The 25,743-nt window shown below is 71.2% G+C and carries 22 protein-coding genes and 1 other RNA gene; 10 read left to right on the top strand and 13 right to left on the bottom strand.

Features of this window, described 5'->3' with window-relative positions:
* Positions 1-53: 53 nt before the first annotated feature.
* Complete coding sequence (locus tag H489_RS33490) at positions 54-392, bottom strand: hypothetical protein (protein WP_139179675.1); 339 nt, start codon at positions 390-392, stop codon at positions 54-56.
* An 86-nt stretch (positions 393-478) separates the two neighbouring features.
* Here H489_RS33490 and H489_RS33485 point away from each other — a divergent pair, with 86 nt between their 5' ends.
* Entirely contained in the window at positions 479-985 is a 507-nt protein-coding gene (locus H489_RS33485; RefSeq protein WP_017888226.1) for a GNAT family N-acetyltransferase, read from the top strand.
* A 43-nt stretch (positions 986-1,028) separates the two neighbouring features.
* Here H489_RS33485 and H489_RS33480 read toward each other — a convergent pair whose 3' ends face one another.
* The 7 genes from H489_RS33480 to H489_RS33450 all read right to left on the bottom strand — a co-directional run bounded on the left by H489_RS33480 (position 1,029) and on the right by H489_RS33450 (position 7,942).
* Positions 1,029-1,952, bottom strand: coding sequence for a PfkB family carbohydrate kinase (locus H489_RS33480; RefSeq protein WP_017888225.1), 924 nt, complete (start codon positions 1,950-1,952; stop codon positions 1,029-1,031).
* Entirely contained in the window at positions 1,952-3,445 is a 1,494-nt protein-coding gene (locus H489_RS33475) for a purine-cytosine permease family protein (protein ID WP_017888224.1), read from the bottom strand. Before H489_RS33475 ends, H489_RS33480 begins: the two co-directional genes overlap by 1 nt.
* Before the next feature lie 99 nt (positions 3,446-3,544).
* Positions 3,545-4,549 carry an ADP-ribosylglycohydrolase family protein gene (locus H489_RS33470; RefSeq protein WP_017888223.1) on the bottom strand — a complete coding sequence of 335 codons (1,005 nt, stop codon included), beginning with the start codon at positions 4,547-4,549 and terminating at the stop codon, positions 3,545-3,547.
* Positions 4,546-5,277 (bottom strand): GntR family transcriptional regulator, encoded by a 732-nt coding sequence (locus tag H489_RS33465; protein ID WP_017888222.1) that lies wholly within the window; start codon positions 5,275-5,277, stop codon positions 4,546-4,548. The genes H489_RS33470 and H489_RS33465 overlap by 4 nt, the downstream gene beginning before the upstream one ends.
* An 87-nt stretch (positions 5,278-5,364) precedes the next feature.
* Complete coding sequence (locus H489_RS33460) at positions 5,365-6,201, bottom strand: hypothetical protein (RefSeq protein ID WP_152427326.1); 837 nt, start codon at positions 6,199-6,201, stop codon at positions 5,365-5,367.
* The gene (locus tag H489_RS33455) at positions 6,191-6,634 is read right to left on the bottom strand and encodes an RNA polymerase sigma factor (protein WP_228500798.1); all 444 of its coding nucleotides are present in this window, start codon (positions 6,632-6,634) and stop codon (positions 6,191-6,193) included. Before H489_RS33455 ends, H489_RS33460 begins: the two co-directional genes overlap by 11 nt.
* Positions 6,635-6,919: 285 nt before the next feature.
* Positions 6,920-7,942 (bottom strand): LacI family DNA-binding transcriptional regulator, encoded by a 1,023-nt coding sequence (locus H489_RS33450; protein ID WP_017888219.1) that lies wholly within the window; start codon positions 7,940-7,942, stop codon positions 6,920-6,922.
* A gap of 68 nt (positions 7,943-8,010) precedes the next feature.
* Here H489_RS33450 and H489_RS33445 point away from each other — a divergent pair, with 68 nt between their 5' ends.
* The 8 genes from H489_RS33445 to H489_RS37050 all read left to right on the top strand — a co-directional run bounded on the left by H489_RS33445 (position 8,011) and on the right by H489_RS37050 (position 14,965).
* Positions 8,011-8,898, top strand: coding sequence for a sugar phosphate isomerase/epimerase family protein (locus H489_RS33445; protein ID WP_017888218.1), 888 nt, complete (start codon positions 8,011-8,013; stop codon positions 8,896-8,898).
* Positions 8,899-8,900: 2 nt separating this feature from the next.
* Positions 8,901-9,896 (top strand): Gfo/Idh/MocA family oxidoreductase, encoded by a 996-nt coding sequence (locus H489_RS33440; protein ID WP_017888217.1) that lies wholly within the window; start codon positions 8,901-8,903, stop codon positions 9,894-9,896.
* Between the two features lie 45 nt (positions 9,897-9,941).
* Positions 9,942-11,051 (top strand): peptide chain release factor 2, encoded by a 1,110-nt coding sequence (gene prfB / locus H489_RS33435; RefSeq protein ID WP_017888216.1) that lies wholly within the window; start codon positions 9,942-9,944, stop codon positions 11,049-11,051.
* 61 nt (positions 11,052-11,112) lie between these two features.
* Positions 11,113-11,868, top strand: a complete 756-nt coding sequence (ftsE, locus tag H489_RS33430) for a cell division ATP-binding protein FtsE (RefSeq protein ID WP_017888215.1) — start codon at positions 11,113-11,115, stop codon at positions 11,866-11,868.
* The gene (ftsX, locus tag H489_RS33425; protein WP_017888214.1) at positions 11,865-12,779 is read left to right on the top strand and encodes a permease-like cell division protein FtsX; all 915 of its coding nucleotides are present in this window, start codon (positions 11,865-11,867) and stop codon (positions 12,777-12,779) included. Before ftsE ends, ftsX begins: the two co-directional genes overlap by 4 nt.
* 127 nt (positions 12,780-12,906) lie before the next feature.
* Positions 12,907-13,383: an SsrA-binding protein SmpB gene (smpB, locus tag H489_RS33420; RefSeq protein WP_017888213.1), complete on the top strand. Its 477-nt coding sequence runs from the start codon at positions 12,907-12,909 to the stop codon at positions 13,381-13,383.
* A gap of 95 nt (positions 13,384-13,478) precedes the next feature.
* Positions 13,479-13,855: a transfer-messenger RNA gene (gene ssrA, locus H489_RS37430) on the top strand.
* Between the two features lie 162 nt (positions 13,856-14,017).
* Entirely contained in the window at positions 14,018-14,965 is a 948-nt protein-coding gene (locus H489_RS37050) for a hypothetical protein (protein WP_017888212.1), read from the top strand.
* Between the two features lie 16 nt (positions 14,966-14,981).
* On the opposite strand, the gene H489_RS33415 is transcribed toward H489_RS37050, so the two are convergent.
* From H489_RS33415 to H489_RS33400, 5 genes are all read right to left on the bottom strand, one after another.
* Entirely contained in the window at positions 14,982-16,286 is a 1,305-nt protein-coding gene (locus H489_RS33415; RefSeq protein ID WP_017888211.1) for an LLM class flavin-dependent oxidoreductase, read from the bottom strand.
* Positions 16,287-17,669: an O-acetylhomoserine aminocarboxypropyltransferase/cysteine synthase family protein gene (locus tag H489_RS33410; protein ID WP_017888210.1), complete on the bottom strand. Its 1,383-nt coding sequence runs from the start codon at positions 17,667-17,669 to the stop codon at positions 16,287-16,289.
* 90 nt (positions 17,670-17,759) lie between these two features.
* Complete coding sequence (locus H489_RS37045; protein WP_017888209.1) at positions 17,760-18,473, bottom strand: M50 family metallopeptidase; 714 nt, start codon at positions 18,471-18,473, stop codon at positions 17,760-17,762.
* Positions 18,474-18,636: 163 nt separating this feature from the next.
* Entirely contained in the window at positions 18,637-20,451 is a 1,815-nt protein-coding gene (gene glmS, locus H489_RS33405) for a glutamine--fructose-6-phosphate transaminase (isomerizing) (protein ID WP_017888207.1), read from the bottom strand.
* A 486-nt stretch (positions 20,452-20,937) separates the two neighbouring features.
* The gene (locus H489_RS33400) at positions 20,938-23,637 is read right to left on the bottom strand and encodes a helix-turn-helix transcriptional regulator (RefSeq protein WP_017888206.1); all 2,700 of its coding nucleotides are present in this window, start codon (positions 23,635-23,637) and stop codon (positions 20,938-20,940) included.
* Positions 23,638-24,173: 536 nt separating this feature from the next.
* Between H489_RS33400 and H489_RS33395 the strand changes: the two genes are divergently transcribed.
* The gene (locus tag H489_RS33395) at positions 24,174-25,712 is read left to right on the top strand and encodes an MFS transporter (protein ID WP_017888205.1); all 1,539 of its coding nucleotides are present in this window, start codon (positions 24,174-24,176) and stop codon (positions 25,710-25,712) included.
* The last annotated feature ends 31 nt before the right edge of the window (positions 25,713-25,743 follow it).

Raw genomic sequence — 25,743 nt, 5'->3', positions numbered from 1 at the left:
ACGGTTGCGGTGCTGGACATCGTTCTGATCCTGACGTCGAGAGCCTCGCGACTCTACGGGTCACGGCGGGTGCGGGTCGCGCGCGGCTGCGGGAGCGGCTGCCGTCGGATCCACACACCGACCCAGACGTGCGAGAGCCCGGTCGCTGCGAGACCGACCATCGCCCACCCGACGACGCCGTGCCCGGTCCCGACCCAGAAGACCCCGAGGACGAGGACGAGCGTCGTCACGACTGCACCGAAGGCGAGCATGAGCAGACTGGACACGGGACTGGCGTTCTGGGCGAGCCGAGCGTCACGCACCCAGGCCGGGTTCCGCACGCGCCACAGGACGATCGCGACGGTGCCCAGCAAGACCGCGATGCTCACTGCGAGCAGACCTGTTCCAGCCACGGCCCGATGGTGATCCGACGGGACCGTCCTCGACGCGATCTCCACGAGGGCCTCGCGACCGACCCGCATCCTTGTGATACTTGGACATGCTCGAGTTGGTGCGACCGCAGACGGCGTTGTACGAGGCGTGGGCTGAAGCGCATGCCGAGTGGGGGCCGGGTCTGCACGAGGACGGGTTCGGGATCACGGCGCACGACGACGTCAGCGACGAGGACGGGTTCCGCACCTGGGTCGGCCGAGTGCATGCCAGGCCCGGCGCGCTCTGGTGGATCGTCGAGGACGGCCGTGTCCTGGGCGGGATCGCACTCCGGGCTCCGGGAGACACCGCCGGCGTGCACCGGTTCGGCCACGTCGGGTACGGGATCCGCCCGTCAGCACGGGGCCGCGGCGTGGCGACGTGGGCGCTGGGCCAGGTGCTCGCCCACGCCTCGCGAGTCGGGATCGACCCCGTGATCGTGCTCTGCCGCGATGACAACGCCGGGTCCATCCGGGTCCTGGAGCACTACGACGCGGTGCTGTCGTCGATCGAACGGCGTGAGGGAGTGCGGCTCCGGCGGTACGCCGTCTCCCGGTCGCACCGGCGTCCCGGGTAGCCGATCGAGCGCACGGCCGCCCCCGGGAACCCTTGTCGACGCGTCACACCAGCCGGGCGAGGAGCGCGTCCGTCTCGGCTGCGGTCGGCGCTGTCGCCGGACCGTTCCTGGTGACCGCGAGGGCCGCCGCGGCGTTCGCCCGGCGGACGGCGTCGACGAGCGACGCACCACGGGACAGCGCAGCGACGAGCACTCCGCCGTGGGCGTCTCCCGCACCGTTGGAGTCCACCGCGACGACCCGGAAGCCGGGGACCAGCACGGGGGAGGCACCGGGCTCGACGACCCAGCAGCCGGCTGCGCCGTCGCGCACCAGGGCGGTCCCTCGGGCGGCCGCGGCGATCGTGGTGACCGCCTCGGGGAGTCCCGCGGACGTGGGAGCCATGAGTCGCGCCTCCCGTCCGTTGGCGCTGACCACGTCCGCACGCGCCATGACGGGGCCGAGCACCGCCGGGGGCAGCGTGTCGACCAGCGGCGACGGGTCCAGGACGACGCGGACTGAGTCGGGGACACCCCCGAGCCAGTCGGCGATCGCTCGCCCGTTGACGGCGTGCGCGAGGCCGTAGCCGGACACGAACACGGTGTCGTCGGCGACGAGGGCGATCCGGTCGAGGTCGGCGCGGCCGAGCTGTCCCTCTGCGCCGACGCTCGTGACGAAGGTCCGCTCCGTCGAGGCGTCCACGAGTGCGACGCAGTACCCGCTGTCGACGTCGTCGAGACCGGGCTGCAGGACGTCCACGCCGGACGTGGCGAGCGCGCGACGCACCACGTCGCCGAACGGCCCGCTGCCGTACTGCCCCCCGAACGCGACGTCGAGTCCGTCCCGGACAGCGGCGACCATCGTGTTCAGGCCGCCGCCCGCGGTGATCTCCGACGCGGAGGCGATGACGTCGCCGCCCGGATCCGGGATCGCGTCGACGCGCATGACGATGTCGACGATGACGTTGCCGACCGAGACGAGGCGGGGCATCAGGCGCGCGCCCCGGCGTCCGTGGTGGTGGCCGGCTCGTGCTCGGTGAGCCGGCCGCGTGCTCCGCCGGTCAGCAGGTAGACCGCGGCAGCGACGATGAACGTGATCACCCAGCCGAGTCCGTTCGCGCCGATCCAGGTCGCGGAGAACGCACCGACGAAGACGGGGTCCGCGTCACCGACCTGCACCTCGGTGAACAGGAAACCGATCACGATCGCGACGATCCAGGCGGCGAGGGCACCCCAGGCGACACCACCGCGGTACCAGTACCGGCCGCCAGCGCGCAGGTCGAGGAGCGCCGCCGGGTCGTACCAGCGCCGCCGGACCATGTCGGCGGTGAAGACGCCGAGCCACGCGGTGATCGGGACGGCGAGGACGGAGATGAACGTGATGAACGGGGCGTAGAAACCGTCGGCGACGAGCATGAAGTACATCGCGCCGAGTGTGGTGACGACCACATCGACCGCGACCGCCCACACGCGCGGGACCTTGATGCCGAGGGTCAGCGTGGTGAGGCTCGCCGAGTACACGGACAGGTGGTTCGACAGCAGCAGGCCACCGAACGCCGCGATGAGGTACGGGATCGCCATCCAGCTCGGCAGCAGGTCGCGGATCGCAGCGACCGGGTCACCGGCCTGCGCCAGCGTCGGGTCTCCGGCGGAGACGAGCGCGCCGAGGCCGACCAGGACGACGAGCGGGATGCCCGCACCGGCGGCACTCGACGCGATGAGCGCGCCGGCCTTCGACGAGGCGCGGGTGTAGCGGGCGATGTCCGCTCCGGCCGTGGCCCAACCGATGCCGGTACCGGCTGCGATCGTGCCGATGCCGATGACCATCGCGGCGACGGGGCCCGCGGGCTGGGACCCGACGACGTCCCAGTCGACGCGCAGCACGAGGAAGACCGCGACGAACACGTTGAGCGCACCGAACACCCACGTCGCCCACTTCTGGACGGCGACGATGAACGCGTGCCCGAGGCCGGAGACCAGCACCGTGGCGACGACGAACACCAGGATCGCGACGATCGTCAACACCGGGTTCGCCTTCGCGTCACCGCCCGTCCCGAACAGGATCGTGAACAGCGACAGGAGCACGAACGCCGCCGTCGTGGTGTTCACCGTCTCCCAGCCGAGCCGCGACAGCAGCGACACGAACGTCGGCCCGATGTTCCCGCGGACGCCGAACACCGCTCGGCTGAGGGTCAGACCCGGAGCACCGCCGCGGCGGCCGGCGACGGAGATCACGCCGACGACCGCGAAGGACCCTGCGGCGCCGATCACCGCGACGAGCAACGCCTGCCAGATGGTCAGGCCCTGGAACGCGACCAGGGTCGCACCGAGCGGAAGACCGAGGATGGAGATGTTCGCGGCGAACCAGACCCAGAACAGCGCGCCGGGCGTACCGGTCCGTTCGTCGTGGGGCACGGGCTCGATGCCCCGCTGCTCGATCGTCGTCAGCGTGCCGCTGCTGAGCGTGGTGGGCGTGTGGGACATGGTTCGGTTCCTCTTACGTCGTCGGAAGGGTGGTGCGCGAGACCGTGCGTCGGCCTGTCCAGGCGACGCCACAGCGTGGGGGGGAGGGGGGGAGGCGGGTCAGCTGCCCGCGCGGAGGGTGAGGAGTCCGTCGACGACCCGGTCGAGCCGGAGGTCGTTGACCGTGGTCACGGTGGCGACGGCATCGGCGGGCCAGGCATCCGGCCCGTGGACGGCGCCGAGCACCGCACCGGCCATCGCGGCGATCGTGTCGGTGTCGCCGCCGAGTGCAGCCGCTGCGCAGAGGGTCTGCCACGGGTCGAGGTCGAGGGCGACGAGGGCGAGTGCGGCGACGACGGACTCCTGGCTGGCCACGCTCGTGCCGATGAGCCGCGTGATCGTGTCGATCTGCGCGGACGCGGGCACGGTCGGCAGGTGCTCACGCGCCCACGTCGTCCTCGCAGCGATGTCCGCACCGGCGACCCAGTGGCCGCGCTCCGCGCCGATCGTGGCGGCGGCGACCGCGGCGTCGAGCGCTCCGGACCGGGTCGCCCCGTCGATGCCGGCGCTCACGGCCCCCGCGATCGCGCTCGCTCCGGCGATGCCGAGTCCGGTGTCGTGGGTGACGCGGCTGGCGTCCTGGACGGCGTCGACCAAGCGGACCAGGTCGTTCGAGGGCACGGCGACGCCGACCGGTGTGATCCGCATCGCGGCCCCGTTCGTCGTGCCGGTCGAGCCCGCCTCGGACGCGGGGACGCCGTCGAGGATCCGCTGCACCGCGGTCTTCGTGCTCGGGCCGAGCAGGTCGAGCGAGCCCTTCGCCTCCATCCCGCGCTCCCAGGCGATGAGCGCCTCGGCGAAGCGGACCGGGTCCAGTCGTCCGTTGCCCCCGAGCAGCAGCTCGGCGAGCATCAGGGCCTGTTCGGTGTCGTCGGTGATCGTGCCAGCCGGCATGCCGGTGGCGATGCGCTGGTGCGGTCCGGCGTCGGCGAACCCGGCGATGGCCCCGTGGTCGGCGAGGATCTGCGCGCGGGACATCGACTGGGTCGGCATGCCGAGGGCGTCGCCGATCGCCAGGCCCGTCAGGGCAGCGAGGGCGTGGTCTCGGAGGCGGTGCTGGTTCACGGTGTCCTGTCGTGGGGTCGTGACGTGGTCCCGAAGCGCATGTGCAGTCGGAAGCGGTCGGGGTCGAGGAGGCTGTCCACACGCTCGACGAACGCGCCTTCGGCCGTGCGTGCGATGCGTCGGCTGCGCAGGAACGGCGTGCCCGCGGTGCGGTCGAGCAAGGCCGCGTCGTCGATGTCGAGCGGCACGACGTCGATCCACTGCTCGGCGCTCGCCGGCACCAGACCGGTCTCGGCGATCGTGGCCGTCAGGGAGCCGTCGACGAGTCCGTCGGTGGTCGCGGACGCCAGGCGCCCCAGGTGCGGCACGACGCTGCGCTCCAGGGACACCGGACTGCCACCGACGACGACACGGAGCCGGTCGACCGCGACGAACGTCGCGCTGGCGGCATCGACCTCGGTCTGGAGCGCTGTGTCCTCGAACCGCTCGATGCGCAGGGTGCGGGTCGACACCTCGGTCCCGGAAGCGGCGATGGACCGTGCCCAGCCGCCGCGGGGGTCGAGGGAGGCGCCGTCGAACGTGACGACCGAGCCGATCCCACCCCGGGTGGCGATGTACTCGTCGTCTGCGAGGTCGGCGAGGGCAGCTCGGACGGTGCCACGACTGACGGCGAAGCGCACGGCCAGGTCGTGCTCGCCGGGCAGGCGCTCGCCGGCTCGGTACCGCCCCGTCGCGATCTCGTCGCGGAGCGCGTCGGCGACGAGACGTCGCTTCGAGGTGATCGGCATGCCATGAGCGTACATGTACAAGACCTGTCCAGTCGTGTCTCCGCGCTCAGTGGATGACCGGCCGGTCCGGTCCGGGTACCTCGACGCTCAGAGGTCGCAGACCGCGGTGGGCAGGTTCTGCTCCGCGCTGACCCACACCGATTCGACGTTCGCCCCGCCCTCGCCGAGTTGGAACGAGACGAGGCCGCCGGGCAGCTGGACGTCCCACCGCGACCAGGATCCGTCCGGTGTCGAGATCCGTTCCGTGAGTGACGGGTACGCGGCCCGGAGTGCATCGGAGCTCGACCCCACACCGATCCCCGCGGCGGTCGTCGGCCCAGCCGTCGTCGTCCGGGCAGAGTCACCCTCGGTGCCGATCAGGACCCCGGTCACGCGGTCGTCCTCCTCGGTGATCCGCAGCGTCGGGCTGCCGTCGCGCGCCCACGTTCCCGGAGCCGTGCACGTGCTCGGCGTCGCGGGCACCAGACGGTACGCCTGCGCGAGGTCGTCGCTCTCCGCCTCCGTGGCGCCGCCGAGCGCGATCGGACCGACCTCGTTGCCCGAGATGGTCAACGAGGACGGGTCGTCGAGCGCGAAGGGGCCCTTGCTCGGTGTCGGGGCAGTGGATCGTGTCGGTGGGGCTGTGGGCTCCGGGGTCTCCTGGACCGGAGCGGACTCCGGGGTGCTGGTCGTGGCCGGTTCGGTGGGCCCCGGCGTGGAGACGGGGGCGGGGTCGGCGGGGAACGGCTGCGGGATCACGCCGAGTGCGACGCCACCACCGGTGATCCCGAGGCCGAGCAGGGCGACGACACCGATGACGATCGCGGCGCGGCGACCACGTCGGCGCGGCGCAGGGCGCTGTTCGGTCGCGCGGGTGAGCACGGTGCGCTTCATCGCGACGAGCATGCGCTGCAGGTCGTCGCCGGAGGGAGGCTCAGTGTTCATCGTGCATCACCGCCTTCTGCAGTCGGGCACGGGATCGGGCTGCACCGCGGGGAGCAGCGTCGACGGTGAGGCCGAGGGCCTCGGCGGCGTCCGCGTAGGAGCGTCCGTCGACGAGGCAGGCTTCGCAGAGGCGGCGGTCGACGGGTGCCAGCGCATCGATCTCGTCGCGGACCCAACGCAGTCCGACGCGGGCACCGTCCGCGTCGGGACCTGCGGTGTCGCCGTCACCCGTGCCGGGGCGGCGCGCGTGGTCGCGGCACACGACGAGCAGCCAGGGCAGCAGGGCGTCGGTCGCCAGACGGAGCGTTCCGCCGCGCTGCCAGAGCGTGAGGAAGGTGTCCTGCACGATCCGTTCGGCGTCCTCGCTGCTGGAGGCCAGGGCCCATGCGAAGCGGGTCAGGGTGGGCGCGTACCGATCGAACGCGTCAGCCAACGCCGCACGTTCGCCGTTCGCGAGTCGACGCCTCAGTGCTGCGTCGGCGTTGGCACCGTCATCCACGGTTGCCCCCTCTCACCTCAGGAGTGTCGCCAGCGACGCGATCCTGACACAGCGGCGTCCGCCGGCGTGTCGCGCCGCGGGCGGACGCGGGTGGCAGGCCCCCGGTCGACGTCACCGTGACCGGTGTGACGGACCTGCGCCGGGCCTCCCGGTCGGCCGTTTCCCAGCGCGCCGGACAGGCGGGCGCGCTGGGACACCGCACGGTCGGCGCGTCCGTCGTCAGCGGTCGTCGGCCGTCGGTCTCGGACTGCTCGTCGTGCGCCGCACCACCAGTGACACCGGCACTCGGTGCACGCGCGGCTCCGGCGTTCGGCCGTGCACGCGTTCCCCGAGCCAGCGTGCGGCCTGGGCCCCGATCGCGAAGGTCCCGTTGTCGACCGTGGTCAGCGAGATGTGCCGGATGCTGCCGAGGTACGTGTCGTCGTAGCCGACGAGCGACACGTCGTCCGGGACGGCCAGGCCCAGGTCGTCGGCCGCGGACAACGCGCCGATGGCGACGAGGTCGTTGTAGGCGACGAGCGCGGTCGGACGGTCAGCCGTGGCCAGGACTCGTCGGGCCGCCGCGTACCCGCTCTCCTCGCTCATGCCGGCCGGCACCACGACGGCGTCGGCACCGTGGCGGGTCATCGTCGTGCGGAAACCCTGCTCGCGGAGCTCCCCGACGCGCCCCGGGCCGACGAGGTGACCGATCCGCGTGTGCCCGAGTGCGAGGAGGTGCTCGGTCGCGATCGACGCGCCGGCGTGGTCGTCGTTCACGACCACGTCGGTGTGCAGGTCGTCAGGCTCGTAGGTCCCGGCGAGGACCACCGGGATCTCCTGGGCGGCCCGTCGGAGCGCGGCGTCGTCCTCGGTGGTGCCGACCACGACGATCCCGTCGACCTGTTGTCGCAGGAGCATGTCCACGGGGGAGCCGCCCACACGCCGGGTGGTCGCCGAGTCGACCAGGATGGGTGCCAGCCCGACGGTGTCGAGTGTGGCGGTCAGGCCGGCGAGCAGGTCGACGAACCAGGGGTTCCGCAGGTCGTTCAGCAGCACGCCGACGGTGCCCGTCCGCTGCTCACCGAGGCTCCTGGCTGCGCGGTTCGGTCGGTAGCCGAGTTCGGCGACTGCTCGTTCGACGGCCGCGCGACGAGCGTCACTGACCCCTGGGTCGCCGCGGAGCGCGAGCGAGACCAGCGACTTCGAGACCCCGGCGTGCTCGGCGACGTCCCGGATGGTCGGGGCGTGGTGCGGTCTCGACATGGATGCAGGCTAGTCCTATTCTGGACCGGTCCAGTTCATTCCAGTGCTGTCCAACGAAGCGAGCGCAGATGCCCCCGAAGATCTCCATGAACGTCACGACGACGTTCCACGGCAACGTCGTCCAGGACATCCGACTGGCGAGGGAAGCCGGGTACGGCGGGATCGAGCTGCAGAGCCCGAAGCTCTACCGGTACCTCGACGCCGGCTACGACATCCGGACGCTGCCGCCGCTGCTCGAGGGGCTCGAAGTGACGGGGCTCGGTGCGGTGCTCGACATCGAGCGTCAGGGTGCCGGTCGCGACGACTTCGTGGCGGAGGTCGAGCGCATGTGCGGTGTGGCGACCGCCGTCGGGGCGCCCATCGTGCAGCTGTGCACCGGGCCGGTCGATTCCGCGGTCGTCCGTGACCACCGCGCGGGCCGCCTGGCCGACGACGACACCCGGTACCGGGCGACGCTGGGGCTCGACGAGGACGCAGCGGTCCGCATCACCGGAGCGAACGTCCGTCTGGCGGCGGACATCGCCGCGGACCACGGACTCGAGGTCTACCTGGAGCCCCTCGCGTGGGCGCACCTCAACCGATGCCGGCACGCGCTGGACATCATCGAGGAGGCCGGGCGCGACAACGTCGGCATCGCACTCGACACCTGGCACTTCTGGACGACCGGGGACACGCTGGCCGAGGTCCGAGCGCTGCCCGCGTCGGTCATCAAGGCCGTCCACCTGTCGGACGGGTTCGACCTGGACCGCGACCGGACGGTTCCCGACCAAGCCGTCCACCGCAACGTCGTGATCGGCGGTGGCGCGATCCCGCTGCAGCAGTGGGTCGAGGCGATCAAGGCCACCGGCTACGACGGATGGTGGGTCACCGAGATGTTCTCCGACCGGGCGAACGAACAGGATCCCGCCGTCGTCGCACGCACGATGCACGACCAGACCGCGATCCTGGTGGGCTGATCATGACGCAACGCTTCGCACTCGTCGGTGCCGGCTTCATCGGCGCCGTGCACGCCGCGTCCCTCGGAGCGCACCCCGACGTCGACTTCGTGGGGATCCACGACGTCGATCGTGACCGCGCTGCGTCGCTGGCGGCACGCCACGGCACGCGGGTGCTCACCCAGGACGAGGCGTTCGACGCGGCGCAGGTCGACGCGGTCTTCGTCGCTTCCTCCACCGACACCCACGCGCGGCACCTGCGCGCTGCCGCCGACGCCGGGATCGCCGTGCTCTGCGAGAAACCCATCGCTGCCGGGTTCGCCGACGCGGTCGCCGTGGTCGAGGACGTGCGTGCCAGCGGCGTGCCGGCGATGCTCGACTTCAACCGGCGGTGGGACCGCGACCACGCCGAGCTGCAGCGCATCGTCGCCGCGGGGGAGATCGGGGCGGTCGAGCTCGTCCAGCTCAGTTCCCGCGGTCCGTCCCTGCCGCCGCTCGACTACCTGCGGGTCTCGGGCGGACAGCTTCGTGACCAGACCGTGCACTTCTTCGACCTCGTGCGGTGGATCACCGGCGAGGACCCGGTGACGGTCGCGGTGGCGGGTTCCGCGCTCGTCGACCCGGCCATCCGCGAGTTCGGCGACGTGGACACATCGGTCACGACTCTCACGATGCCCTCCGGCGCGCTCGTGCAGATCGACAGCGTGCGGCGCACCGGCTACGGGTACGACGAGCGCATCGAGGTCATGGGATCGTCCGGACTCGTCGAGTCGCGGCGGAACCACCGCGGGAACGTCGCTCGTTACACCGATGGGCAGATCGTCGCGGACGGACTCCACGACGGCTGGTTCGAGCGTGTGCAGCCCACCTACGCCGCGACGCTCGCCGCCTTCGTCGCGTCGCTCGAGTCCGGATCCGAGCCGCCGGTCTCCCTGGAGGACGGGCTCAGGGCCCAGGCCATCGCCGAGGCGGCCACTCGTGCCCTGTCGTCGGGACGGACGGAGCACATCGACTACTGACCCCCGGTCGGCCGAGTCGGACTGGCGCCGGTAGGATCGATGACCATGGTCGAACTGGACTTCACCGAGCAGCTCTCCGCCCTTCGCGAGACCTTCGGCAACATCCGCTCGGTGGTCGACGTCGACCGCCTGCAGCGTGAGATCGCCGACCTCAGCGAGCAGGCCGGGGCCCAGGACCTCTGGGACGACGTCGACCACGCGCAGCAGGTGACGAGCTCGCTCTCGCACCGGCAGTCGGAGCTGAAGAAGATCACCGACACCGAGCAGCGCATCGACGACCTCGAGGTGCTGGTCGAGATGGCGAACGAGGGCGACGACCAGGAGTCGGCCGACGAAGCCCTCGCCGAGCTCAAGGCGATCCAGAAGATGATCGGCGACTTCGAGGTGCAGACGCTCCTCGACGGCGAGTACGACGACCGTCCGGCCGTCATCACGATCCGTGCCGGCGCCGGTGGTGTCGACGCGGCGGACTTCGCCGAGATGCTCCTCCGCATGTACCTCCGGTACGCCGAGCAGCACAACTTCAAGACCACCGTGATGGACACCTCCTACGCCGAAGAAGCGGGCATCAAGTCCGCGACGTTCGAGATCGACGCCCCGCACGCGTTCGGCACGCTGTCGGTCGAGGCCGGCACCCACCGCCTGGTCCGGATGTCGCCGTTCGGCGCCGCCGGCAAGCGCCAGACGTCCTTCGCCGCGGTCGAGGTCATCCCGCTCATGCCGGAGACCGCCGTCATCGACATCCCCGAGAACGACATCCGTGTCGACGTGTTCCGCTCGTCGGGCCCCGGTGGACAGTCCGTCAACACGACCGACTCGGCGGTGCGGCTGACGCACATCCCGACCGGCACCGTGGTCTCGATGCAGAACGAGAAGTCACAGATCCAGAACCGCGCAGCCGCCATGCGCGTGCTGCAGTCGCGCCTGCTCCTGCTGAAGAAGGAAGAGGAGAACGCGAAGAAGAAGGAGCTCGCCGGCAACATCACGGCGAGCTGGGGCGATCAGATCCGCTCGTACGTCCTGGCGCCGTACCAGATGGTCAAGGACCTCCGGACGGAGCACGAGGTGAACAACCCCTCAGCCGTGTTCGACGGCGATCTGGACGGCTTCATCAACGCCGGCATCCGTTGGCGCAAGCAATCCGTCGCCGACTAGGGGTCCGTGAGCCGCGCGCCTCGCTTGCTTTCCAAGCGGGGCGACCTACCCTGATCCGGTCATGATCAAATTCGACCAGGTCACCAAGGTCTACTCGGGCAACCCGAGTCCGGCGCTCGACAACCTCACCCTCGAGATCCTCAAGGGTGAGTTCGTGTTCCTCGTGGGCGCGTCCGGTTCCGGCAAGTCCAGCTTCCTGCGCCTCGTGCTCAAGGAGGAGAAGCCCACCAGCGGGCAGATCCACGTGCTCGGGCAGCGCCTCGGGTCCCTGGCGTCGCGGAAGGTCCCGTACTTCCGACGCAACCTCGGCGTGGTGTTCCAGGACTTCCGTCTGCTGCCGAACAAGAACGTGTTCGACAACGTGGCGTTCTCGCTACAGGTCATCGGCAAGAGCAAGGGCTTCATCAGTGAAGCCGTGACCGACGTGCTGAAGCTCGTCGGACTCGCCGGCAAGGCCACCCGCATGCCGCACGAACTCTCCGGTGGTGAGCAGCAGCGTGTGGCCATCGCCCGCGCCGTCGTGAACAAGCCGGCGATCCTGCTGGCCGACGAGCCCACCGGAAACCTGGACCCCACCACGTCCGCCGGCATCATGGCGCTCCTCGAACGCATCAACCAGGGAGGCACCACCGTGCTGATGGCGACGCACGACGCCAGCATCGTGAACCAGATGCAGCGGCGGGTCATCGAGCTCTCGAACGGCACCGTCCTGCGTGACGAGCAGTCCGGCGGCTACCAGACCCAGGCCGTCCCGATCCAGCGAGGCACCGTGTCCAACACCACCGGCATCCAGACGATCCCGGGGCTCATCCGATGAGGCTCGGACTCGTCATGTCCGAGGTCGGCTCGGGCCTGCGGCGCAACGCGTCGATGGTCGTCTCCGTCGTCCTCGTGACCTTCATCTCACTGACCTTCGTCGGTACCGCGATCCTGCTGCAGATGCAGATCAACCAGATGAAGGGGTACTGGTACGACCGGGCGCAGGTCGCCGTCTACCTGTGCACCGACACCGACACCACGGGCAACTGCACCGGCGCGAAGGCCACCGCGGACCAGCGCGAACAGGTCCAGGCGCAACTCGAGTCGTCGACGCTCAAGCCCTACATCGAGAAGACCTACTACGAGAACCAGGACCAGGCCTTCACCCGGTTCAAGGAGCAGTTCAAGGACTCGGCCGCGACGGAGTTCGTCAAGCCGGAGTACCTGAACGAGACCTTCTGGGTCAACCTGAAGAACCCGTCGCAGGCCGATGTCCTGGTCGAGAGCCTGTCGAAGGTCGCCGGCGTGCAGAGCGTCGTCGACCAACGCGGGTACCTGCAACCGATCTTCAACCTGCTCAACGCATCGTCGTACACGGCGATCGGCATCGCGGGGCTCATGCTCGTGGCGGCCGTGCTGCTCATCGCGACGACGATCCGGTTGTCGGCGTTCAGTCGACGGCGAGAGCTCGGCATCATGCGACTCGTGGGTGCGTCGAACCGGTTCATCCAGACACCGTTCGTGCTCGAGGGGGTGATCGCCGCAGCCATCGGAGCCGTCCTGGCCGGCGGCGCGATCACCGCCGTGGTGTGGTTCTTCGTCCGGAACTTCCTGGCGGAGCGCTTCACCGGCACGGCGTTCATCGGCATGGGGGACGCGGCCATCGTGGTCCCCGCGGTGATCGTGATCGGGGTGCTCCTCGCAGCGGCATCGGCATCGATCGCCATCCGTCGGTACCTGAAGGTCTGACGCAGCACAGCATCCGCGAGCGGGCGGCGCGCCGGGAAGGTGCGCCGCCCGCTTCGTGTTGAGTAGTCTGTAGGGCTGCGCGGAACCGTCCGGCGCAGTGCACCGGTCACCATCGAGAGGAGTCGTCATGGCGAAGGAACGCGGTGAGAAGATCGTCGCGACGAACCGTCGCGCCCGACACGACTACCTCATCGAGGACACGTACGAAGCAGGCATGGTCCTGTCCGGCACCGAGGTGAAGTCCCTGCGCATGGGGCGTGCGTCACTCGTCGACGGGTACGCCTTCATCGACGGTGGCGAAGCCTGGATCGACGCCGTGCACATCCCGGAGTACACCGAGGGCACGTGGAACAACCACTCGCCCCGACGGAAGCGCAAGCTGCTCCTGCACAAGCAGCAGATCGTGAAGATCTCGCACAAGACGGCGCAGGGTGGCTACACCCTGGTGCCGTTGCAGATCTACTTCCACGACGGTCGGGCCAAGATCGAGATCGCCGTCGCGAAGGGCAAACGCGAGTTCGACAAGCGCCAGGCCCTGCGCGAGAAGACCGACAAGCGTGAGGCCGAGCGGGCCATGCGCACGCGGAACCGCGTCGGCGAGTAGCGCCGACGCACGTCCTCGGCTAGACTGGGGGACTGCTCCGATCGGGGCATTGGCAACTCAACAGCGTGACAGCGGTTCGCACGTCCGGCCCGCATGGGGATGATCGGTTTCGACATTGCCTGTGTGCCGACGGGAAGCGGGCCGAGGACCCACGGTTATCTCGTTAACGATCCGTGGAAACCAACAAGTGCCAATTCCAAGCGCACTGACTTCGCTCTCGCTGCGTAAGCAGCCCAGCACATGAAGTCCGTCGGCCAGGTGACCGTCCCCTAACCTGATCCCGACGTCATCCAGAGGACTTGCTGCACGGTTGCGCCTCAGGGCCGTGCGGGACTTGCACTGAGACTGGGCCCGTCGTCCTAGAAGCCGGTAGCAAAGGACGGGGCCGAGCAGAACGAACTATCCGGATACGCCCGTAGAAGACGTCGAATTGCAGCGATGGACGGGGGTTCGATTCCCCCCATCTCCACCATTCGCCGAACGACGAACCGCTGTCACGCTGAGCCACCTGAACGCCCCGGCACCGTCCCCTGGACAGTGCCGGGGCGTTTCCTGTTCCGCCACGTCCGAGGACTACGCTGCGGAGCAGGCGCGCAGAACACGCTCGCGTCGAACCCGAACGAGAGGTCAGCACGTGGTGCAGGAGATCGCGATCCGTGTCCGTCTGCGGGAGCAGGAACGAGTGGTGCTCAGCGAGTACGAGCGGATCGTGGGCTCCGTCGCCACGGTCGCCGCTCTCGCCGCATGGCTGCCGAACCCCGACACCCGTCTGGTCGTTCGCGGCCGCGGCGCGGAGCCGGTTCGCCTCGAGACCGTCACGTACGGGTCGGTGGTCGAGATGCTCGTCGTGCTCGACCAGCGCTCCGCCGGGGTGGAACGTGCCGCCGCCGCCATCGCCGCGCTCATCGAGTCGGTCCGGCACGAGCACGTCGCCGACGACGTCTCCGGGGTCGCCGGGGAACTCGACCGGCTCGACCGCGCTGCCCCGCGCGGCCGCTCCGTCGTGGAACGCGCCCTGCGGACGTTCCTCGAGGGGGCACGGTCCGACGTCCTCGCGCGCCGGTCCACGACCCGCGTGCGGACCGCGCAGGCGCTGCTCCGACTCGCCGAGGCGGACGCGGTGCTCACGGTCGAACGGGTCGCCGATGCCCTGGCGCCGGTGCTCGAGGAGCACGCGGTCGACGTCGAGCTGGACACCGGCTCCGCCGTGGTCGTCGCGCCGATCGACGGGGTGGAGTCGCCGGAGACCGAGGCTGCGCCCGGCGACGCCGACGCCTCGCAGGCGGAGCGGGAGGCCGTGTCGGCCGTCCTGCCGCTGCCGACGGGTGCGAGCAAGGCGAAGTCGAAGCAGGACGACGGCAAGAAGAAGAAGTCCAAGCAGGACGGCGACAAGAAGAAGCAGTCGAAGCAGGACGACGGCAAGAAGAAGCAGTCGAAGAAGGACGACGGCAAGAAGAAGCAGTCGAAGAAGGACGACGGCAAGAAGCAGTCGAAGAAGGACGACGACAAGAAGCAGTCGAAGAAGGACGACGACAAGAAGCAGTCCAAGAAGGACGACGGCAAGAAGTCCAAGAAGAAGTAGCTCGCCGCCGCTCCCGCTAGAAGTCGAACAGGTTCGCCCGGATCCCTCCGGTGCCGTAGTCCCGTCGCAGCAGCCCGCGGCGCCGGAGCACGGGCACCAGGTCGCCGAACATCCGGTGGATCTGCGCCGGGTGCAGGTCACCCGAGAAGATGATCCCGTCGTTGTCGGCGTCGCTGCCGAGCTCCTCGACGAAGTCCGCGAACTCGTCGGCGGTCCCCACGAACCCCGAGCGTGACGCGATCCGCCCCTGCCGTGCCTTGCGAGTGAGCAACTCCCGCAGCGGTGCGTCCGGAGTGTCCCCGAGCAGCCCGCGGATCGTGCCGGCCGAGACGTGCTCACCGAAGGTCCCGTCGGGTACCGGGGCGTCCAGGTCGAGCGCGAGCAGGTCGGTCTCGGAGTCGCTCGACGACGCGATGGCCGCCGCACGCAGCGCGTCGTCGGTGGGGTGCTCGGACGCCGCGACGATGCGGTCTGCCTCCTCCGGCGAGGACACGATCACCGGCTTGAGCACGAACAGGATCCGCAGGTCCGACGCGGAGCGCCCCGCCGCTTCCGCTGCAGCGATCACCCGTGCTCGGTAGTCCGTCACCGCGGCGGCCGACAACGGCGCGAGCGCGAGCTGCACGTCCGAGTGGGTCCCGGCGAACGCGAGCCCACGACCGGAGCCGCCGGGGGAGACGACGACCGGGTCCGAGGCGAGCGGCAACGCGTTGAGCGGCCCGTCGGCGGTGAAGTGGGTGCCCTCGTGGTGGAACGCGTCGAGGGCGTCCCCGTCCGCGAAGTGCCAGGAGTCCGGCGCCCCGACGTACCCGTCGCCCCACGAGTGCCAGAGCCGGCGGAGCAGCGTGATCCACTCCTCGGCGCGGTCGTACGCCTGGTCGTGGGGCAGCGGCGGCAGGCCGGCGTGCCGTGCACTGCCGACGTCGGTGACGACGTTGATCCCCAGGCGGTCCGAGGACAGGTGTGCCAGGGTCGCGAACTGCCGTGCCGCCAGGTACGGCGGGGTGATCCCCGCGTTGACGGTCGGCGCGATGCCGATGTGCGAGGTGGCGGCGAACAGGTACGGCGCGAGCAGCAGCGGGTCGTGCTTCGGGCCGCCGTACGCCTGCCGGATGCGCAGGTCGAGGGTCGCGGGGTTCCCGAGCGAGACGGCGTCCTCGGCGATGACCAGGTCCATGCCGGCCTGCTCGAGTGTCCGGACGGACTGCTGGTACAGCTCGGGCTTCGTCCAGTCGTGGCCCCAGTCCCAGTCGGACCGCCCCCACGCCTGCGGGCCGAAGCCCCGCGAGAAGAAGTACCCGAAGTGCTGCAGCTCGGCCATTCAGCGCTCCTGCCGGTCGAGGGCCGGCCCACCGACCGACGAGCGGTGCGCGTCGGACGCTCCACGTGCCTCCAGGCCGGTGGTCGCTGCGGACCGCACGGCGGCGAACCCGCGTTCCAGGTCGCGGAGCAGGTCCGCGATGTCCTCGATGCCCACCGACAGCCGGATCAGGCCGTCGTCGATGCCCTGCTCGGCGCGTTCTTCCGGCGTGCGGCCGGCGTGCGTGGTGGTCGCCGGGTGCAGGATCAGCGAGCGGACGTCGCCCAGGTGGGTCATCCGGCTGAACAGCTGCACGGCGTCGATGAACGCCCGCGCGGCGGCTCCGCCACCGGCGAGCGTGAAGGCGAAGACGGATCCGGCCCCACGGGGCAGGTAGCGCTGGGCGAGGTCGTGGAACGGACTGGAGGCCAGGCCCGCATGGTCGACGCTCGTCACCTCCGGCTGCTGGTCCAGCCAGGACGCGACGGCCAGCGCGTTCGCGCAGTGGCGTTCCACCCGCAGCGACAGCGTCTCGATGCCCTGGCGGAGCAGGAACGCGTTGAACGGGGACGGCGCCGGACCGATGCGTGCGGCGACGACGTCGCGGGCGAACACGGCGAACGCCCGGTTGCCGTACCGCTCGACGTAGCTCTCGCCGCCGAGGGACCGTTCGGGGCTGGTCAGGTGCGTCCAGCGCTCGGGGGCGGCGGACCAGTCGAAGCGGCCGCCGTCGACGACCACCCCGCCGAGTCCGGCACCGTGCCCGGACAGGAACTTCGACGCCGAGTGCACGACGATGTCCGCACCGTGCTCGACCGGGCGCACCAGGTACGGCGTGGCGAGGGTGTTGTCGACGATCAGCGGGACCCCGGCGTGGTGCGCGGTCTCGGCGACGCCGGCGATGTCGAGGACGTCGTTCTTCGGGTTGGGGATCGTCTCGGCGAAGAACGCCTTGGTGTTCGGCCGGACCGCGGCTGCCCAGGCGTCGAGGTCGCGGGCGTCGGTGACGAAGTCGACCTCGATGCCGAGCCGGCCGAGGTTCTGCAGCAGCAGTCCGCGGGTGCCCTCGTAGATGCTCCGGGCGCTGACGACGTGGTCGCCGGTCTGCAGCAGACCGAGGAACGCCACGGTCGCCGCCGCCTGGCCGCTGCCGACCAGGATCGCCTGGACCCCGCGTTCGAGCAGCGCCACGCGACGCTCGACGTCGGCGTTCGTGGGGTTGCCGAGTCGCGTGTAGGTGTAGCCGTCGTCGGTGTCGGCGAAGCGGTCACGGGCCTGGTCGAAGTCGTCGAACAGGAACCCGGAGGACATGTGGATCGCGGGCACCCGGGCGCCGTGCCCGGCGTCGGGCACGAAGCCGCCGTGCACCTGTTCGGTCGCGAAGCCGTGGTCGTCGGTCGCCATGGGACACCTCCGGGGGTCGTGTGGCGGTAGCCTCGCAGCCCCTCGGAGCGGACAGGCGATTGCGGCCCCCGGTTACGTGGCCGCCACCCCTCAGACGAGCGCGCGGACCCCGGCGACGACGGTGTCCCAGACCTGGAGCAGGGGCTCACGCGCCAGCCACACCGCGACGGCGTTGACGAGGACGAACAGCACGAACCACAGCGACGCCGGCACCCGCATCTCGGCTGCGGCGATGTGGAAGTCGGTCTGCACCCGGGCGCCGGTGAGCAGCCAGCGACCGACCTGCACCACCGACCGCAGGCCGTCGACGACGAAGAAGGCCCCGACGGCGGCGACCACCAGCACGGTCACCTCGGACGGGCGGACGGCCACCCACAGGGCGAGGGCGTCGAAGCCGAGCACGACGAGCAGGCCGAACCAGTTCCGGACGAAGGCGAGCGCCACGAGGCCGATGACCGCGAGCACCACCACGGGCAGCCAGCGGGAGCCGTGCAGCACCCCGGTGACCAGGAGCACACCCGCCCACAGGGGTGCGCTGTAGCCGGCGTACAGGTTGAGGATGCGGACGAGCCACCGGATGCCGCCGGGCACCCGTCCGAGTTGGACCCAGGCCTCGCCGGAGCCGTCCGGGTGCAGTTCGATGCGCTGGATCCGTCCGCCGAACGGCACGACGACGATCGCGTGTCCGACCTCGTGCGCGATGGTGGCGGCGATGCGTGCCACACGGCCGACGAACGGCACGAACGGCAGGACGGCGCCGACGAGGAGCGCGACGAAGACGAGGGGCGGGGCTGCGGTGGTCAAGCCACCAGCATCGCAGCCCCGCCCAGGAAGATCCTGCGGGACCGGCGTCAGGGGAGCACAGCGGTCGTCAGCACCACCGTGACCAGGACCACGGTGCTGGCGATCGCCAGGGCGGTGAGGACGGCGAGGAACACCGTCAGGCGGTTCACGCGTCGGCGCCCGGCTACTCGACCGTCACCGACTTCGCCAGGTTCCGGGGTTTGTCGACGTCGCACCCGAGCTGCAGGGCGAGTTCACGGGCGAGCATCTGCAGCGGCACGACGGCCTCGAGCGGACCCCACGGCGCCGTCATCGCGCCCCAGGCCAGGCCACCGGTGCCACGGCGGCCGAGCGCGGGGATGTCCGCCGACTCGCCGCCGATGGTGATGACGAAACCACCGCGGGCCCGGACCTCGGCGATCGCCGACCGGATCTTCGGTTCGCCGTGGTCGATGACGACCACCGGTGTGCCCTCGTCCACCAGGGCGAGCGGTCCGTGCTTGAGTTCACCGGCGGGGTAGGCCTCGGCCCAGCGGTAGCTGAGCTCCTTGAGCTTCAGGGCGCCCTCGGCGGCGTACGGCAGCCCGGTGCCACGGCCGAGGAACAGGAATCCGGTCGCCTCCTTGACGCTCGACGCCAGCAGCGGCATCCGCTCGGCGGACACCCGCGCGGCGTGCTCGATCCGGGCGGGCAGGTCGAGCAGCTCGTCGACGAGCACCTGGGCGTGCGACGGCTCGATGCGGCCGGAGGCGACCATCGCGGCGATCATCGCCGCGACGCCGACGACGACCTGCGCCGTGAACGTCTTCGTGGCGGCGACCCCGATCTCCGGACCGGCGTGGCAGTCGAGCACGGCGTCCGCTCGTCGGGCCAGCGAGGAGTGCATGTTGTTCGTCAGCGCGAGCACCGGGTGGCGGTCCTCGAACCGGTCCAGGGCGCGGAGCACGTCGGCCGTCTCACCGGACTGGCTGATCGCGACGACCAGGGTGCCAGGACCGAGCACGGCCTGGTCGGCCTCGCTCGCGACGACGATGTCGGTCGGCACCCCGCCGATCCCGCGCAGTGCCGTCGCGATCACCTGACCGGCGTTCAACGACGTGCCGCAGGCGACGATCGCCAGCCGGTGGAAGCCGGCCAGACCGAGGCCCACCCACATGCTGCCGTCGGCGGTGCGCCGGGCCACCCGGTCCAGGATCGTCGCGACGACGTCGGCCTGCTCGCCGATCTCCTTGGCCATGTGGTCGGTGTGGTCACCGAGGTCGAGCGCGGCCGCGGCGAACGGGGACGCCGTGGGGAACGGCACGGGCACCGTGATGCCGTCGGACGACCAGGTCCAGGCTTCGCCGAGCTCGACGACGTCGCCGTCGCGGAGCGCCACGAACGTCTCGCACCACTCGGCGATCGCACCGATGTCGCTCGCCACGAAGTCACCGCGGCCGGAGCGGGCGACGACCAGCGGGGAACGGTCCGCCGCCACGACCATCCGGCCGTCCCGGGCGTCCAGCACCACGATCGCCCACGACCCCTCGAGCTGCGCCGTCGCGATCTGCACCGCGAGCATCAGGTCCGGGTCGACCGTCAGGGCCCGCTCGACCAGGTGGGCGATGACCTCGGAGTCGACGTCGGACCGGAACCGGTGCCCCTGCGCCTCGAGCGTCTGCCGCAGCCGCTCCGCGTTCTCGATGATGCCGTTGTGCACGATCGAGATCCGGCCGGTGCAGTCGGCGTGCGGGTGTGCGTTCGCCTCACGCACCGCACCGTGCGTGGCCCAGCGGGTGTGACCGATGCCGATGCCGGTGAGCGCGTCGCCGGAACGGGCCGCGACGAGCGTGCGCAGGTCGCCGACGCGGGAGACCGAGCGGATCGTCTCGGCGCCGCCGACGGCCGTCCGGACGGCGATGCCGGCGGAGTCGTACCCGCGGTACTCGAGTCGTTCGAGTCCGTCGAGCAGGTAGGGGGTCGCGTCGTCAGACACGCGGGCCGCGATGATGCCGCACATCGGTTGTCCCTTCGGGGGAGCGAGGGTGGGTGGAACGGGGCGGTGGGGCTGCACCGACCGCCGTCGGGTCTGCCGCGCGTCCGGGTCCCCTGGGCGAGGGAACCGGCGCCCGTCCTCGGATCAGGCGAGGACGGACGTCGGTGTCGTTGGGCCGAGGGGCTCGGGTACCGGACGGGGGTACCGCGGGCTGGCCCCGGGGGAGGGGCACGGCGGTCGGTGCAGGAGAAGCCTCACCCGCCGCCGACCCCACGGCAACACCGGTCGGCCGCTCTTGCGGTTCCCCGCGCGCGGGGGCACACCGCCCTGCGGGCGCGTGCGGACTCCCGCAACCGCGCGCGCTTCGCGTGGAGCGACGCGCCAGCGGCGCGCGGCGCCAGCGCCGACCGAGCCTGCGAGGTCGGTTGCGTGAAGACGTGGAGCGCAGACGGACAGGAGGCCCGGTACCAGCTGGTACCGGGCCTCCCCTTCATCCTGTGGTGGCGTCTCCTACGTGAGGAGCGCGACCAGGTGCGATCGCGACCGCGCGCCGACCTTGCGGTAGATCTGCGTGAGCCGCAGTTCCACCGTGCGCTGCGACATGAACAGCGACGACGCGATCTCACGGTTGCGGTACCCCTCGGTGACCTTCTGCACCACCGCGCGCTCCTCGGCGGTCAGCGACGTGAGCACCGCCGACGCGTCCGGCGCGCTGCGCGGCGTCCCGGGGAACGCCGGCGACAGCACCGGCGCGGACCGGACCGACGACGAGCCCGTGCCGAACGGCGGCATCGCCGCAGCCGGCGCCGGGGTCACGAGCGGACGACGCAGGCCCGCCGCCTCGTAGGCCGCTGCGGCCGCCGCACCCAGGCGCGGACGCTCCGCAGGGTTGCCGACCGCAGCCAGCGCCGCGAACGTGCGAGCCCGCTCGTACTGCGAGTCGTGCGGCTGGAACAGCTCCAGCGCGCGGCGACGAGCCGACTCGCGGGTGGTGTCGTCGGCGACGAGCGCCAGGCTCCGCGCCAGCACCAGGGCACCCCACCGACCCGGGCGGGCGTGGTGGTCCGCAGCGAGACGGGCCGTGATCGTCCGGGCATCCTCGATCCGACCGAGGCGCACGTACGCCTCGACCAGGTCACCGAGGTGCCGGAGCACCGCCGGGTTCCGGAGCGACCGGCCGATCGCGTCGGCGGCCTCGAGCGCGGTCGCTGCCTCGTCGAGCCGACCGTCGAGCAGCAGGACCTTGCCGCGGAGCGCGTGCAGCTTCGCCGTCGCACCCCAGAGCCGACTCGTCGAACGGTGCTCGAGGCACCGGTCCACCACGTCGAGCGCCTCGGCCGACCGGCCCTCGGCGAAGTGCCGCCACGCGACGGCGATCGCCCGGGACGGCTCACGCAGCCGCTCGGCGACGGACGAGCCGGACTCCCAGACGTCGATCGCGCGGAGCGCCTGCCGGAAGTTGCCGGAGCGCACCTCGTTCTCGGACGTCAGGTACCGGGCCGCCTCGTTCCACACCGCCGCGGACTCCTGCCCACGGGCGAGCACGAGTGCGAACACCCGTCGCGCGCTCCGGTAGCGCTCGCCGATGCTCAGCGCGTGGGCGAGGAGCAGCAGGGCCGGGTCGGACATCGCCACGAGCGCCGACGTCGCGAGCCCGTCGTGCAGCTCGGTGTCGGGCGGCAGCACGCCGTCCACCGCGGCGATGAGCTCGCGCGCGGTCGTCGTGATCTCGAGGGTGTGCGCGGACGCCGACGCCTCGAGCGGTTCGATCCGGTGCAGCAGGTCCTTCGCCTGGTCGAGCTCCCACGCCTCGGCGCGGAAGCACGCCACCATGGCCATCAGTCCGGCGACGGCGTCCACCTCGGTGGGGTCGGTCGCGTCGACGGGGACGAGCAACTCGTCCGCGTGCACGGCGTCACCGCTGAGGTACTCGGCCGAGTACTGCAGACGCAGCCGGCGGACCTCGTTCGGCGTCGTCCGGAACGGACGGAGCGCCGCCAGGTACCGCGCGGCGAAACCGAGCAGACGCTTGCCGAGCATGGCCTCCGCGACCCCGAGGAGCGCGACGTGCTCGTCCTCGGTCCCGCCACCGATGTGCAGGGCACGCTCGGTCAGCGCGATCGCGGCGTGCACGGCGCCGTCCACGACGTACGACCGTGCGGCCTGCAGCAGCGCGACCACGTCGGGGACGTCGTCGACGAAGCTCCGGTGCCACGCGGCCGACCGCGGGTCGGTCTCGGCGCTCGCCGTGGCCAGCTCGGCGTGTGCCGCGCGGCGGTCACGGGCGGGCATCCGCCAGTAGAGCGCGGAACGGACCAGCGGATGCCGCACGGTGACGCTCTGCCCGCGGACGGTCGCGAGACCGGCCCCGACCAGGTCGTCCAGCTCGTCCCGGTCCCACGCCGTGGTCTTCGCGACGGGCACCAGGGCGAGCTTCGCGAGGACGTCCAGATCGCGTCCTGCGGCCGGCTCGAGTGCGAGCGCAGCGATGGCCTCGGTGGTCGGAGTGGGGCGGAGCGGGAGCACGATCGGCTCGGCACCGGTGAGCTGCTCCCGGGTGAGCACCGCGAGCTGTTCGCGGAGTGCGCCGGGGTTGCCGCCGGTCTCCTCGGCGAGGACGGCGAGGACGCCGTCGTTCGCCTCGGCCGGTGCCATGGACCGGGCGAGGAGCAGGGCCTCGTCCGACGGCAGCGGTTCGATGCGCAGGGTCGGCAGGGCCGCGAGCGGACCGTCCGACGGCACCGAGCGGACCGTCGCCACGACGCGCAGGGCGGTGCCCGCGAGTCGTCCGGCGAGGAACGCGATGAGCTCCTGGCTCTCCGTGTCCATCCGGTCGAGGTCGTCGATGAGGACGAGCGTCGGCGGCAGGGTCAGAGCGTGCACGGCGTCGAGGAAGTCGTGCGCCGCCGCCAGTCCGGCCGTCACAGCGGCCGCGGTCCCACCGGCCTGCAGCAGGTGGGCGATGTGCGCGGTCGCTCGTGGGTCGTCCAGCGCGGTGAACAGGGAGGTCACCCCGGCCAGTGGCCAGCGGGATTCACTCCCGTTGACACCGACCCGGACGATGGGCAGGGAAACGCGGTTCGAGACCGCGTCGAGGACGCTGCTGCGTCCGGAACCAGGGTCGCCGACCACGACCATCGCGGACTCCCGTGGGAGCACTGCGAGGGTCGCGATCCGGTCGACCTCGAGACGTCGACCGGTGAGTGCCATGACTCACCGGCCTCCGGGTCCGGAGGCGGATGCTGCGAGGAGGGCGTCGGCGAACACGGGGGTCGCTGCGACGGGGCGCACTGCGGCGGACCGGGCTGCTGCACGGCGGGTGACCGTGGCGGAGCGCGGACGAGAGGCGGCGACTGAGCGCGCGCCGGAACTGTCGTGGATTGGATGCGGTCGTCGAGTGAGGGTGCACTCGGTTCCGCTCGGGAACGATGATGTCATCGTCTGTATCACCCCTCGGGTTAGGGTCTTCGGACGAACACGACGGGTCTGTTCCACCGTTCGGATCTAGGGAATCCGAGGGCGTCACGTGACCTGCCGTCTGGAGCACGATAACTCAGGTCTCGTCCCGCTGAGCGGACTCGCGCGGACGGATGTCCACATCCGTGCCCCCAGTACGGGGGGCCACGAGGGGGCCCCTCGTCCGCTCGCTGCGGGGTGTCCGAACGGGCCGATCGGGGCCGTCGGAGCCAACCGGGGTACAGGGCTGTCCGGACCGTGTTCGTCGCCGCAGGTGTACCACGGACGGGATGTCCAACGCCGAACCGACCGACGCCCGCCTCGATGACCGCACCCGGTGGCGCGCCTTCGCCGTCTGCGTGGCGGTCGCGGCCCTGACGATCCTCGACCTGTCGAAGGTGAACGTCGGGCTGCCCTCGATCGAGCAGTCCCTCGGGGCCACCAGTTCGTCGCTCCAGCTCATCGTGGCGGGGTACGCGCTGGCCTTCGGTCTCGCCCTCGTGCCCGCCGGCCGGCTCGGCGACCTGAAGAGCCGACGGGTCATGTTCATCGTGGGGCTCAGCGCGTTCACCGGATCGAGTCTGCTGTGCGCCGTGGCGCCGAACATCGAGGTCCTGATCGTCACCCGGATCCTGCAGGGCTTCGCCGCCGGCATCCAGATGCCCCAGGTCATCGGACTCGTGCAGCAGCTGTTCCGGGGGCCGGAGCGGGGCCGTGCGTTCGGGCTGTTCGGCGCGATGATCGGCATCTCCACCGCACTCGGCCCGACCATCGGTGGTGGCCTCATCGCGATCGGCGGCGAGGAGTCCGGCTGGCGGCTGCTGTTCTGGATGAACGTGCCCCTCGGCATCGCCGCGCTCGTCTTCGCCATCCGCCTGCTGCCGAAGGGGGCTCAGGGGACGGCGCAGGACCGCGAACTGGACGTCGTCGGCATCCTGCTGCTCGGTGCGGCCATCGTCACCCTGATGCTGCCCTTCGTGCTGACCAGCGGCGGTGGTGGTTCCGCGACGCGCTGGTTCTGGCTGGTCGGCTTCGCGGTGTTCCTCGTGCTGTTCGTGCTCTGGGAACAGCGGTTCAAGCGGCAGGGCAAGTCGCCCGTGGTGCACTTCGAGCTCTTCCGACTGTCGTCGTACCGCAACGGACTGTCGATCGTCGCCGTCTACTTCGCGGCGCTGCCGGCGTCCTTCCTCATCGTGACGCTCTACCTGCAGGAGGGCCTCGGCCTCTCGCCGCTGTTCGCCGGCATGGTGAGCATCCCCTTCGCGGCGACGAGTGCCGTGGGCTCGTACATCGGCGGACGGATCGTCGACCGGGTCGGGCGGGCGCTGGTCGTCGCCGGGCTCGGGATGGTCGTCGTCGGCTTCCTGCTGCTCATGCTCGCCGCGGTCGCCACTCCGCCGGAGGTCACCCCGTGGGCGATGGCCGGAGCGTTCCTGGTGGGTGGTCTCGGTGGCGGGTTCGTGGTGTCACCGAACCAGACGCTGACCCTGGCCGAGATCCCCGTCGAGCAGTCCGGTGTCGCGGGCTCGATGCAGCAGCTCGGGCAGCGGGTCGGGACGGCGATCGGTACCGCGGTCGCGACGAGCATCTTCTACGGCATCGTCCGGAGCCAGACGGCGGGGTCGGGGTCCGGCGGCTCCGGTCCGGGCAGCCGGCTCGACGCGTACCACGACGCGTTCCGCAGCGGCACGACGTTCACGGTGTCGCTGATGGCGCTGGCGTTGGTGCTGGCGGGTGCGGACCTGGTGGCGCGTCGCCGGGCGGCGCGGCGGTCCGAGGGGGAGTCCGAGCGCTCCGACGCGGCTGCGGAGCCCGCCGACCGCGGCTGATCCGCTCGACGGCGGCCGATCCGCTCGAGGG

Source organism: Curtobacterium flaccumfaciens UCD-AKU, from assembly GCF_000349565.1.
Lineage (GTDB): Bacteria > Actinomycetota > Actinomycetes > Actinomycetales > Microbacteriaceae > Curtobacterium > Curtobacterium poinsettiae.
This window is presented reverse-complemented; position numbering and strand designations above follow the sequence as displayed.

Bases quoted from the DNA above. Each gene is read 5' to 3' on its own strand.
- H489_RS33485 (WP_017888226.1), top strand. From the start codon at position 479: ATGCTCGAGTTGGTGCGACCGCAGACGGCGTTGTACGAGGCGTGGGCT.
- H489_RS33480 (WP_017888225.1), bottom strand. From the start codon at position 1,952: ATGCCCCGCCTCGTCTCGGTCGGCAACGTCATCGTCGACATCGTCATG.
- H489_RS33475 (WP_017888224.1), bottom strand. From the start codon at position 3,445: ATGTCCCACACGCCCACCACGCTCAGCAGCGGCACGCTGACGACGATC.
- H489_RS33465 (WP_017888222.1), bottom strand. From the start codon at position 5,277: ATGCCGATCACCTCGAAGCGACGTCTCGTCGCCGACGCGCTCCGCGAC.
- H489_RS33460 (WP_152427326.1), bottom strand. From the start codon at position 6,201: ATGAACACTGAGCCTCCCTCCGGCGACGACCTGCAGCGCATGCTCGTC.
- H489_RS33450 (WP_017888219.1), bottom strand. From the start codon at position 7,942: ATGTCGAGACCGCACCACGCCCCGACCATCCGGGACGTCGCCGAGCAC.
- H489_RS33445 (WP_017888218.1), top strand. From the start codon at position 8,011: ATGCCCCCGAAGATCTCCATGAACGTCACGACGACGTTCCACGGCAAC.
- H489_RS33440 (WP_017888217.1), top strand. From the start codon at position 8,901: ATGACGCAACGCTTCGCACTCGTCGGTGCCGGCTTCATCGGCGCCGTG.
- prfB (WP_017888216.1), top strand. From the start codon at position 9,942: ATGGTCGAACTGGACTTCACCGAGCAGCTCTCCGCCCTTCGCGAGACC.
- ftsE (WP_017888215.1), top strand. From the start codon at position 11,113: ATGATCAAATTCGACCAGGTCACCAAGGTCTACTCGGGCAACCCGAGT.
- ftsX (WP_017888214.1), top strand. From the start codon at position 11,865: ATGAGGCTCGGACTCGTCATGTCCGAGGTCGGCTCGGGCCTGCGGCGC.
- smpB (WP_017888213.1), top strand. From the start codon at position 12,907: ATGGCGAAGGAACGCGGTGAGAAGATCGTCGCGACGAACCGTCGCGCC.
- H489_RS33415 (WP_017888211.1), bottom strand. From the start codon at position 16,286: ATGGCCGAGCTGCAGCACTTCGGGTACTTCTTCTCGCGGGGCTTCGGC.
- H489_RS33410 (WP_017888210.1), bottom strand. From the start codon at position 17,669: ATGGCGACCGACGACCACGGCTTCGCGACCGAACAGGTGCACGGCGGC.
- glmS (WP_017888207.1), bottom strand. From the start codon at position 20,451: ATGTGCGGCATCATCGCGGCCCGCGTGTCTGACGACGCGACCCCCTAC.
- H489_RS33400 (WP_017888206.1), bottom strand. From the start codon at position 23,637: ATGGCACTCACCGGTCGACGTCTCGAGGTCGACCGGATCGCGACCCTC.
- H489_RS33395 (WP_017888205.1), top strand. From the start codon at position 24,174: ATGTCCAACGCCGAACCGACCGACGCCCGCCTCGATGACCGCACCCGG.